The organism is Paenibacillus sp. P4_A7, from assembly GCF_056402455.1.
In genome coordinates this window covers 1-11056 of the sequence record NZ_JBFUHJ010000161.1, presented here as the reverse complement: position 1 = coordinate 11056, position 11056 = coordinate 1, and the positions used below count along the sequence as shown (strand labels likewise).

Below are 11056 nucleotides of genomic sequence, written 5' to 3'. Positions count from 1 at the left end.
GTGTATAAGTATTACATTGAAGTTTCAAATGATGGAGAAAATTGGACTAAGGTTATCGATAGATCAACCAATACATCTCCTAATGGAAGCGAAGAGACAGCTTTGGTTGATACTAGAGGCAAATATGTAAGGTTATCCATTGTAAACAGCATTACTAACAAGGACTGGGCGTCCCTATATGAATTTAAGGTCATACCTTCAGACATTCAAGAACCAGGTAATATTATTGCGGATCATACCATCGACACGATAGAAGCATCATCGGAAAGTGAAGAGGGTCGAGACACGGATCAGTTAAGGGATGGAATTACAACAATAGGAACAGGCTGGCTCGCAAAATCAACAGCGATGCCACAGTCCGTTACCGTTAAGTTCAAGAAACCCCAAACTGTAGCGGGGAGCCGCATCTACTGGGAAAAGGATAGTAACTGGTACACCTATGATTTAGAAGTATCAACGGATGGCGTCGTATGGCAAAAAGCGCTTGATAACCACCTTGTAGGGGGGCAACACTTCACACCGGAGGCTTTTGTTAAGCCATATAATAATATCAATTATGTTCGCGTATCTATAAAGGATATAACTGCCGGCGGTGGATTTAGGGTAGGTATGGCTGAACTGATCTTGTATGGCCAAGATTATAGTATTCCTTCCAACAATGACATAACGGTCATCCAACCGTAGAGGTCAGTACGCAACTAGACCCAGTTAGATCAGACAGTAACAAGCAAGCATCTCATACAGCCTCAATAAGGTAAAAGACAAATAGTCCTATCCTATCAAAAGGAGGGGCTATTTGACGATTACAATGAAACGGATAATCGCGATGGGATTCGGGTTTCTTTACATTCCTATCAGAATAGTTTTGTATAAAAGCTGTTTGATAGTGCTTAAAAAGTAAGTCCAGTCCATGTGGAGTTCTGGGCTTACTTTTCATTATTTGCTGACTTAACTTGATTTTCGAAATTATTAATGATTAAAGAACCATTGTATTGACTCATAATTTCCTCGTAATAAACAGGCCATAGCTTACCTGACTGATCGGAAAATAACATTTTGACCTGCAGCTGATTTTGTCTTGCTCTGAAAGCTCCAACATCCACGCCAAGTGGAGGAGCCAAGGCAACACCAAGTTTCGGCTTGGCAGGAAGTCCAGCTACAAATGCTTTGATTTCCTTGTCTCTGGCCGTAAGCATGGGATTGACAACCTGCATACCAAGTACACTAGGGGTATCTGGTGTAAAGAAGCTCCATACTTTCATGAAATCATAAGTCTTCATATTTTCCTTAGTCTGCGGAAGTTGATTGATCGTATTTCCACTTCGTTCGTAATGGCTCCCCTCAACGCCGTAATGGGTCAATAGAAACCCTTCTTCGCTTGTTAGCCAATCGAGTATGTGTACAATCATTTTTATTTTCTCAGGTTGAGCATCCGCTGTTATTTTGGAAAATACAAAAGGCTCATCTGGAGATATACCAGCTCTTAATGGCATATTGCCCAATGGGTTAAAAGGTATCCAATTTGTATTCGGCTCAATAGCTTGGCTAAGAGATTGAATGCTTGTTGGATTGGCATCTAAAGCGAAATCGACAGTGTTACCAAGAATGACTCCAGCCTTACCTTTAATTGCTTTGTCAATATGATCTGTCCCTTGATTGAGGAACCAGTCTGGATCAACGACTCCCATTTCAATTACCTGAAGAATATCGACTACCACATGTTCGATTCTCAAATCTGATTCCATATCGACAATCTCGTTATTATTCATATAAGCGGGGTAGACGAGATCGAGTTACTATCAAATTAATGAAAGCGCTTAACAAATTAGAAGTAAGCTTGTTACTGCTCATATGACATAGGGTAGGTGATAAGTCAGACATTGTGGAGGGATAGCAATGAATGAACAAAAATATGAATTTCGTAGGCGATTGGAAGTGGTTCACAAACCGGATCGATTCTGATGTTAGACCGGAGCAGGGAGAAGTAGAGATCGGGAATGATTGGTATATAGCCATCAAGGATAATGCGGGACCTCTTATACGGAATATAGCGAAAGATTTGCAAGACTACCTGTTTGTAAGCATGCATGTTTCAGTTTTGATTCACCGCGTTGCGAATATCGATGAAATGGCTGACGTCGGGGAGCAAGTTATCGTTCTAGCCTTGCAAGAGGAGCTTCCGGCGCTCAAAAGCAAGCTGGACAAATCGCGCAGTTATCGCATTATCACCAACGCAAATCGCATTATTGTATGTGGATACGATGATCGGGGTGTCGGACAGGGTAGCTATTATTTGGAAGATTTGATGAATTTACGTGAAGCGCCTTTCGTAAGTGACCAGGATATTTCCCGGGCCCCCCTATTTTCTCCGCGTATGGCCCATTCCGGTTGGGGGCTTGACCGTTATCCAGATGCGCATCTTAACGCAATGGCGCATGCGGGAATCGATGCAATTCTATTATTTGTCCAGGATGTGGATCAAACGCCAGAAGGCTATCAGGATTTTAATTATATTGTTGACCGGGCGGCAGCATTTGGTCTCGACGTGTACACGTACAGCTACATGACTAATCGCAAGCATCCGGACGATGATCATTTTAAACCTAATGGCAAKGTGACAAGGGCGCAATTTGCCGCGATGGTATCAAGAGCATTAAATCTGAAGACCACAGCTGCTCATATTCCATTTACTGATGTGCCGTCGGATTCCTGGTATGCGGATGTCGTAAGCAACGTTTACTCCGCGAAAATTATTAGGGGAAGAACGGTCAGCAGCTTCACTCTGATATGCTCCCCATACGGTAGACAGGTGAAATAACAAAAACCTGTTACTGTAAGGGGAGCATATCAGGACTTATGGGCAGCCTCTTTGCTATTAGGAGATCGATATCCCCTTTGAAGCTCTGAATAGCTGCCATCTTTGTGTGATTGGTTTGAAATCTGAACTTTTCTTGTTTATTTTGTATAGGAAATTATGATCGATAAAAAACTGTGGATAAATTGCCGATGAAAATGGGGGGGGGGCAGATTTCAAGGAGTACAAAATCAATACTTTTATTAGAGAATTATAGATATTAACTCTATTATGTTGACTTTTAGGACTATAATTCTATAGATTTAAGTATGCAACTTGAGGAGGGATATTGTTGAGGGAATTATATGCGAAAATTTTAATATCCCTGACATTATCGATTACGATTACGATTTTTGTACTCTCATCGATATTGTACTTCACATTTGAACGGATTGGATTGAATGTTGTTCATTCCAATAATAGGGATGGTCTGTCACAAATCAGTTATAGCTCAACCTTAATGGATAATTTGGCAAAGAGCTTGTCTCTACAGGTTTATTTTAACGATTCCATCTCAAAGCTCTCCTACTCCTCGTTGCCAGACGTAAGAGAGGAGTATTTGGCATTAGATCAGTTGCGTTCCTATCGTGCCACTTCGCCATTCGTAGAATCAATCTATGTATATAACTCTAAGAGGGACACTTTGTATACGAGTATGGTCAATATTGAAAAATACGAAACGAATCAAAAGGCAGCCTTCTTCGATCAAGGAATTCTTCAGATCCTGCAAGATATCAAAAACTATAAGCGAATTACGCCTATTCCTCGAAATGTCGCTAATGCCTACCCAGGCATCCTTAAGGATACAAATGAAAACGTGTACACTTATTTGTTTTATGATTCTTATTCGGAAAGCATTCCGCTGGACGATCATATCATCATCCTCAATATTTCTGAGGATTGGCTTCGCAACATGATAGACTTACTGAACACCGAGGCACAAAGCAATACGTTTATTATCGATAACGAAGGAAGAATGGTCATCAGTGATAAGACGAACGGTCTTTTCACGGACCTTTCAGATCAGAGTTATATCCAATCGATTTTGAACTCCAGAAACGAGTCTGGTTATTTCGTTAGAGAGGTAAACCAAGTTAAATCGCTCATATCTTATGTTTCATCCGAATCTCAGGAGTGGAAGTTTATCCGTATTACTCCCTATAGCTCTATCACGCAAAAAATCAATGATATGAAATCCAAAACGTTTCTAATCGGTTTTATTATACTCGTTAGCGGTCTCCTATTATCACTAGTCCTATCCCGAAACCTTTATCGTCCGATTCATAAGATTGCATCCACCTTATCTATCATGCGAACGGAGAAGAGTAAAGATGATAAGCATATCTTTCTAAGGAACATTCTGAAGAACGATTCTCATATTAGTGACGAGATTATCCAGAAGAAACTCAGTAAATTCAATATGATGCTAGATCCAGTATCCCCTATGTTTATGTTGCTGTTTAAGATTGATCACTTCAAAGCATTTACAACCAACAATAGCTTGAGAGATAGGAGCATGATCAAATTTTCAATTATGAATATCGCATGCGAAATTCTTTCCGAGCATTACGTCTGCGAACCCGTCGATATCGATGCCGATCATGTTGTGATTTTGTGTAATATTAACGAATGTACTTCTAACGAATTTCATGAAACCATTAAGAGTTTAGTCAATAACATTCAAGACTACGTACAGAAAACGTATAAAACCTCTCTCTCAGTCGTCATAAGCTCGATCATAGACTCGTTTAGCGACGCAGGTGAAATGTATTACGAGACTTTGGATGCTTCAAATTATAGGCTGATATATGGGCATCGATGCATCGTATACTCAGAGAATATGAATGAGCTTGTAGATAAGCCTTACACTTATCCGACAGATAAAGAAAAAATGCTGATGGAATCGCTGATGCTAGGGAAAATATCCCAAGTGCAAAATATATATCTTCAAATCGTGAACAGTACAGTCGACTACTCCTACAATATATTAAAGTCGGGATTGCTACGCCTGGCCGTCGATATTAGCATGGTATTAGATACCATCCAGAGAAATTCAGGATCGCCCATGCTGTATAATCTGAATTCATTTATTTCGGAATTAGATAAGCTTGAAACGTTGGAGGAAATTAACAATCATTACTTCACATTGTTCGAGAGCATAGCCCCCAGATTAAAGGATAAGGAAAACACAAGGCATGATGAATTAATTCAGAAGGTCATTGAGATGATCCATAGGCAATATGCAGATAATAACCTTTCTGTGGATATGATTGCGAGCCATTTCAAAATGTCTGCTATGTATCTGGGTCGTCTATTTAAGAAAATATGCTCAAAGTCTGTAGCAGAATATATTACAGAGGTCAGGCTAGAGAAAGCAAAAGAGCTATTAATAAACACGGAGAATTCAATAAATGATATTTCGGAAACAATCGGCTTTATAAGCAGTGGATATTTCTACACCCTCTTCAAGAAAGCGAGCGGCATAACACCTAACCAATATAGAAAGTCGAAAAATAACCGTTAGCCATTTGGCAACGGTTATCTTTTTATGCGATTAGTGACGAAACTAACAAACGTATCGATTTGTGATACGTAATTATTCAAAATTCTAACTGTTGTATATTTTTAAGAGTATATCTTCAGTTGTACAACATGCTAATGTTTGACTAGATCCAATGGCGCCATTGGGTTGCTGACACAATATTTACAGCATGATAGGAGGATAAGAATAGTGTTGCTAATAAATAAGGAGAAAAAGAAGCTTATTAATAAAAATACACTGCAGCTTTTTCTTTTATGTGTTCCGGCTTTGATTTTTTTGCTCATATTCAATTATATACCTATGGGCGGATTGATTATAGCTTTCCAGGATTACCGTGTAGATAAAGGTTTTTGGGGCAGTGAGTGGATTGGGATAAAGAATTTTGAGTTCTTCTTTCAATCGGACACGGCGTGGAGGATCACTAGGAACACAGTGGGATACAATGCTGTCTTTATTATCTTGGGAATTATTTTTCCTGTGGGATTTGCGATCCTATTAAATGAGATAACAAAAAAGTTTTACGTAAAAGTGTATCAGACAATTATGTTTATTCCGTATTTTTTATCTTGGGTCGTTGTGTCGTATATGTTATTTACATTTTTAGAAACCGATCTCGGATTTTTAAACAAATTTTTATTATCGATGGGGGTTCAACCTCCGGATTGGTATTTTGAAGCACAATATTGGCCATTTATTATTATCATCATGAATACATGGAAGTCTCTTGGTTATACGGCGATAATCTATTATGCAGCCATTCTAGGAATAGACCGTGAGTATTATGAAGCGGCAGCTATTGATGGGGCTTCAAAATTAACGATGATTAACAAAATAACTTTGCCTTTTTTAATGCCTCTTATTACGCTACTGACTTTGATAAGCATTGGTAGAATATTCAGCGGTAATTTTGACATGTTTTTCAATCTCCCGAAAGATATTGGAATGTTGTACAGTACCACTGATGTTATTGATACCTACGTGTATAGATCCTTAAGAGTGATGGGGGATACGGGAATGGCAATTGCTTCAGGATTTTATCAATCCATTGTAGGCTTCTTACTCGTGTTAATCTCGAACTCTGTAATTAAAAAGATCAATAAAGATAATGCAGTATTTTAAGCTCTTATCTTATCCAGTGAGAAGGGGAAGGTTATGGAATCAGTTAATAGAGTAAAAGGTTCAACATTCATATTGCTTTCACATATTATTCTCATTGTTTTTTGTATCCTTTGTTTATTACCTTTTGTTATTGTTCTGAGTACCTCGCTTAGTGCTGAAAGCCATATCATCAACAAGGGTTACAGCATTATTCCGACTCATTTTGATATTAGCAGCTATCAATTTATATTTCTAAATGCAAAAAAACTATTGAATGCTTACTATATTACATTCGTTGTTACGATTATAGGAACAATAATTGGATTATTGGTCAATGCGATGATTGCTTACCCGATTTCGAGAAAGGATTTCAAACCAAGGAACAAGATAACATTCATTGTTTTTTTTACGATGATGTTCAGCGGCGGATTAGTTCCGTGGTATATGGTCATTAACAGTCTAAACCTGCAAAATACGGCGTGGGTGCTAATCGCACCATATTTAATAGCTGCTTGGTACATTTTACTCCTTAGGACGTTTTTTCAAACGATACCCTATGAAATTATAGAGTCAGCGAAAATTGATGGTTCGAGTGAACTTGGCATTTTCTTTCGAATGATATTGCCGTTATCTAAACCTGCATTAGCAACGGTAGGGCTATTAATTGCCATTCAATATTGGAATGATTATTGGTTGGGACTCCTATTCATAACGGAAGATCGCTTAATAAGTATCCAATATTTGTTTTATAAAATTTCATCTAACATCGACTTTTATACAAAAAATGCTCACTTTCTACCATCTGGTATCACCGCAGATACATTGCCTAAACAGTCTGCAAGAATGGCTTTATGTGTATTAATCGTTGTTCCGATGCTGGTTGTATTTCCTTTCTTTCAGAAGTATTTTGTTAGTGGTCTGACTGTCGGTTCGGTTAAAGGGTAGGTTATTCCCGGAATAAATCCGGATAATGATAAATAATTAGGAGGGTTTTGAATGTCGAAAAGCAATAAAATGGTTTCAATGTTACTTGTAGCATGTCTTATCGCCGTGTTCTCTCTTGCAGGGTGTGCGAAAAATGATGAGAAACAAGGGGGGGGACAGTCTCCTAGTAGTGCAAGCACAGAGAATGGGAAGGAATTACCAGAGGTCACACTGTCATGGTATTACCCATCAGGCGACCCACTTGGGGAAGAAGAACTTGTGTGGCAATCTGTAAACGATATCTTAAAAGAAAAAATTAATGCAACCATTCAATTTTATCCGCTCAGCTGGGGTGATTACGATAATAAGATGAAGGTTATGATGGCGACATCAGAGAAATTCGATCTAGCGTTTACATCCAACTGGCTAAATAATTTCCAACTGGCTGCTTCAAAAGGAAATCTTCTCCCTTTGAATGAGTTATTAAGTAAGTATGCTCCTGAACTGTACGCTTCCATGACCGACGATTTCTGGAAAGCGACAACATTAAGCGGAAAAATATATGCGATTCCAAATCAACAGATCTCTGCAAGAAGCACTACATTAAACATGCCCGAGGAATACGCTAATAAATATGGTTTTGATATTAGAGCGGTAGATAAAAATACATTCAAACTTGAAGATCTCGAGCCCTACTTAGAAAACTTTAAGAACGGGGAACCTAACAAGTATCCTATACTGATGGATTGGAACTATTTACATGGATATTATAATTTTGAACTGCTTGGTGGGGATAATGTACCCGGGGCTATTTATATGACTGACGGCTCATTGAAAGTATTAAATCAGTTTGAATCAGATGAGTTTAAGTCTTATTTAACGCTGATGAAAAAATGGGTAGACAAAGGTTACTTTAAATCGAAAGAATTACTAAGCAAGAAGGATCAAAATATGGTAGCGGGACAAGTATCAGGTGCATTTTTCGGTGGGACCTGGCAGCCAGGTGGCGAAGCTCTAGCATCGCAAGCACATGGCACTGCAATAGTTAATACGCCAATTTCCGAATTAGTGTTGAACAACAGCGGTATTCTCGCTACTTTGACTTCTATTAGTCGTACCTCAGATAATCCTGAACGGGCAATGATGGCACTTGAACTGATGAATACGGATGAACAATTATATAACTTGATAACGTATGGCATTGAAGGTAAGCATTATGCGAAGAAAACTGGTAAATATATCGAACCGGATAAAGACTCCAAGTATGTAGGTGTCCCATACTGGCTCCTCGCATCTACTTTCAATGGTTATCTACTTGATGGTCAGCCTGAGGACGTTTGGGCACAACATAAGAAAATTAATGAAGATGCAGTAGCTTCACCAGCTTTAGGATTCACTTTTGATCCTACTCCTGTAAAAACAGAAGTCGCAAATACTGGAGCGGTAATTAATGAATATGTTGAAGGTCTTACTTATGCCATATTAAGTATGGAAAGTGATTATCCTGTATTTATCGAGAAGCTTAAAAAAGCAGGATCCGAAAAAATTGTTGAAGAAATGCAGAAACAAATCGATGAGTGGAAGAAGACGCTATAGTAAGTGATTGTAACCAAAGTACGCTATGCATACAGTGTACTTTGGTTAGTTAACGGATCAAATTGTCTTGTATCCAAGAGTCGGGGAGACACCAGGTGCAGAAAGCCCAAATTATCCAGTTAACTTTACGATTCAAACATCGACAGATGGTACTTCATTTACGACGGTTAAATCAGTAACAGGTCATTCCAACCCGAATGGCAGTCCGCAAACGTATTCGTTCGATTCCACGAATGCTCGCTATATCCAATTAAATGTAACCAAATTAGGAACTCCTGATATTGAAGAACCTGCTGCATATAGGCTTCAGTTGGCTGAAATGCAAGTGCTATCATCTGACAACGTGGCGCTAAATAAAACTGTAACATCTGACAATTCAACTGAAACGGCACAATGGCAAATCAACTTAATCCATACGCAACTCCACAGGAGTATACCTTTGTTCCGACAACTGCACGTTATATTAAAATCAATGCCACAAAACTAGGTATACCTGCTAGCAATGAAACAATGATCTATCGTATGCAGTTGGCGGAAATAGAAGCTTTTACGTCAGGAAATTTAGCAGAGAATAAAACGGTGAATTCAAATAGTTCACTAGAATATGGATACATGGGAACAGCAATATTGACTGACGGATGGAACGTAAATTGTAATACAATCTTCGTGGCACCCGATTCTAGCATGTCGACTTGGAAAAATATAAGCGATAAGCGATATGGAGGTTGTACTCGGATATTGGTGGTATTTTAACCGTGGCGGAATTGAATCGATCAATGAAAGAGCGGTTTTGATGGATCGAAGTTGGGGAAGATCGAATGTTACGACTCAGACGCCAAGCTGGATTGAGAACGCTTACGAGTTGTTAGATGAGGAAGGCGAATGGTATCTGGATAAGACGGGGGCTTATTTAATTTTACGGGATCGGTTTTCAGCATGCCAATTGGCTTGATCCTAATTCCTCAAAGGGAAGTATTACGATATTAACAACAATGTTGTCAAACACCCGTCTCCTAATTGGGCTCTGTTGCAGAGATATAATACGGACCTAACAAGAAATGCGCTCAAACGATTATGGATAATGCCGGAATAGAATTAGATTAGGCACTCCAGAGAATGGTTCCATGTACCATCTTCTGCAACTCTCTGAAATGGAAGTTTTTTATTGAATAGGAGGAATCAAGATTGGGACTTTATAAATTGTTAATCATACCGCATCCAAGTGAAATTCAGTATCAACAAGGTTTTTTTGAAATAAGAGCTAATGGTCCAATCTCGATTGCTTATGAAGACAGACGAGGCTTATATCCCATTGCGAAAAAACTGCAAAAGTTAATAGTAAATTCAACAGGTGAAAGCTTGCCCATTGTAACTAATAATACGTCACAGTTAAAGAATTACTTATTTAAGAAAAATTCAGCATTACCTGATGAAGGTTACTCGTTAACGATCAGTGAGGAAGAGATATGGATTGAGTATGGGAATTATGCCGGTGCATTTCATGCCGTAAGTACTCTAAAACAAATTATAGATCAATCGAATAAAGGAAGGATTCCTTGCCTCAGAATCGTAGATAAACCAGATTTTGCGGCAAGAGGAATCATGTTAGATATTAGCAGGAATAAAATTCCAAAATTAAGCACCTTGTATCATTTTGTTGATTTTATGGCAGACCTTAAGCTAAATCAGTTACAGCTGTATATTGAAGGCTTTTCCTTTGCTTATCCATCCTATCCTGACGTCTGGCACAATGAAACACCTATAACCGGTGAAGAAATCGTAGCACTGGATAAGTATTGCAAAGAAAGATTTGTTGAACTGGTTCCTAATCAGAATAGCTTTGGACATATGTCTCCATGGTTAATGAGACCGGAATTCAATGAATTAGCAGAATGTCCGGATGGTTGTGAAGCTCCTTGGGGGTGGGATAAGACTCCGTATACATTGAATCCTCTCGATGCAAAGAGTATTCAATTATTGGAAAATACTTACGATGATTTATTGCCCAATTTCACTTCAGAATTATTTAATGTGGTTTGTGA

The 11056-nt window shown here is 38.6% G+C and carries 10 protein-coding genes; 9 read left to right on the top strand and 1 reads right to left on the bottom strand.

Annotation, left to right across the window (positions count from 1 at the left end; genetic code table 11):
• On the top strand, positions 1-684 hold a 684-nt coding region (locus AC1DWN_RS18550; protein WP_477560390.1), incomplete at its 5' end, for a discoidin domain-containing protein.
• 242 nt (positions 685-926) lie between these two features.
• Here the strand turns inward: AC1DWN_RS18550 and AC1DWN_RS18545 are convergent.
• Positions 927-1745, bottom strand: coding sequence for a hypothetical protein (locus AC1DWN_RS18545; protein ID WP_477560389.1), 819 nt, complete (start codon positions 1743-1745; stop codon positions 927-929).
• A gap of 155 nt (positions 1746-1900) precedes the next feature.
• Here AC1DWN_RS18545 and AC1DWN_RS18540 point away from each other — a divergent pair, with 155 nt between their 5' ends.
• The 8 genes from AC1DWN_RS18540 to AC1DWN_RS18505 form a co-directional block, all read left to right on the top strand.
• Entirely contained in the window at positions 1901-2818 is a 918-nt protein-coding gene (locus tag AC1DWN_RS18540) for an S-layer homology domain-containing protein (protein ID WP_477560388.1), read from the top strand.
• Between the two features lie 328 nt (positions 2819-3146).
• The gene (locus AC1DWN_RS18535) at positions 3147-5378 is read left to right on the top strand and encodes a helix-turn-helix domain-containing protein (RefSeq protein WP_477560387.1); all 2232 of its coding nucleotides are present in this window, start codon (positions 3147-3149) and stop codon (positions 5376-5378) included.
• A 207-nt stretch (positions 5379-5585) separates the two neighbouring features.
• Entirely contained in the window at positions 5586-6515 is a 930-nt protein-coding gene (locus AC1DWN_RS18530; RefSeq protein ID WP_477560386.1) for an ABC transporter permease, read from the top strand.
• Positions 6516-6548: 33 nt separating this feature from the next.
• A complete protein-coding gene (locus tag AC1DWN_RS18525; protein WP_477560385.1) occupies positions 6549-7439 on the top strand; it encodes a carbohydrate ABC transporter permease in 891 nt (296 codons plus the stop codon).
• A gap of 51 nt (positions 7440-7490) precedes the next feature.
• The gene (locus AC1DWN_RS18520; RefSeq protein WP_477560384.1) at positions 7491-9014 is read left to right on the top strand and encodes an ABC transporter substrate-binding protein; all 1524 of its coding nucleotides are present in this window, start codon (positions 7491-7493) and stop codon (positions 9012-9014) included.
• 67 nt (positions 9015-9081) lie between these two features.
• Positions 9082-9501, top strand: a complete 420-nt coding sequence (locus AC1DWN_RS18515) for a discoidin domain-containing protein (RefSeq protein WP_477560383.1) — start codon at positions 9082-9084, stop codon at positions 9499-9501.
• 231 nt (positions 9502-9732) lie between these two features.
• Entirely contained in the window at positions 9733-9966 is a 234-nt protein-coding gene (locus AC1DWN_RS18510) for a hypothetical protein (RefSeq protein ID WP_477560382.1), read from the top strand.
• A 233-nt stretch (positions 9967-10199) separates the two neighbouring features.
• Positions 10200-11056, top strand: an 857-nt coding sequence (locus tag AC1DWN_RS18505; protein WP_477560381.1) for a glycoside hydrolase family 20 zincin-like fold domain-containing protein, incomplete at its 3' end; no start/stop codon positions are given.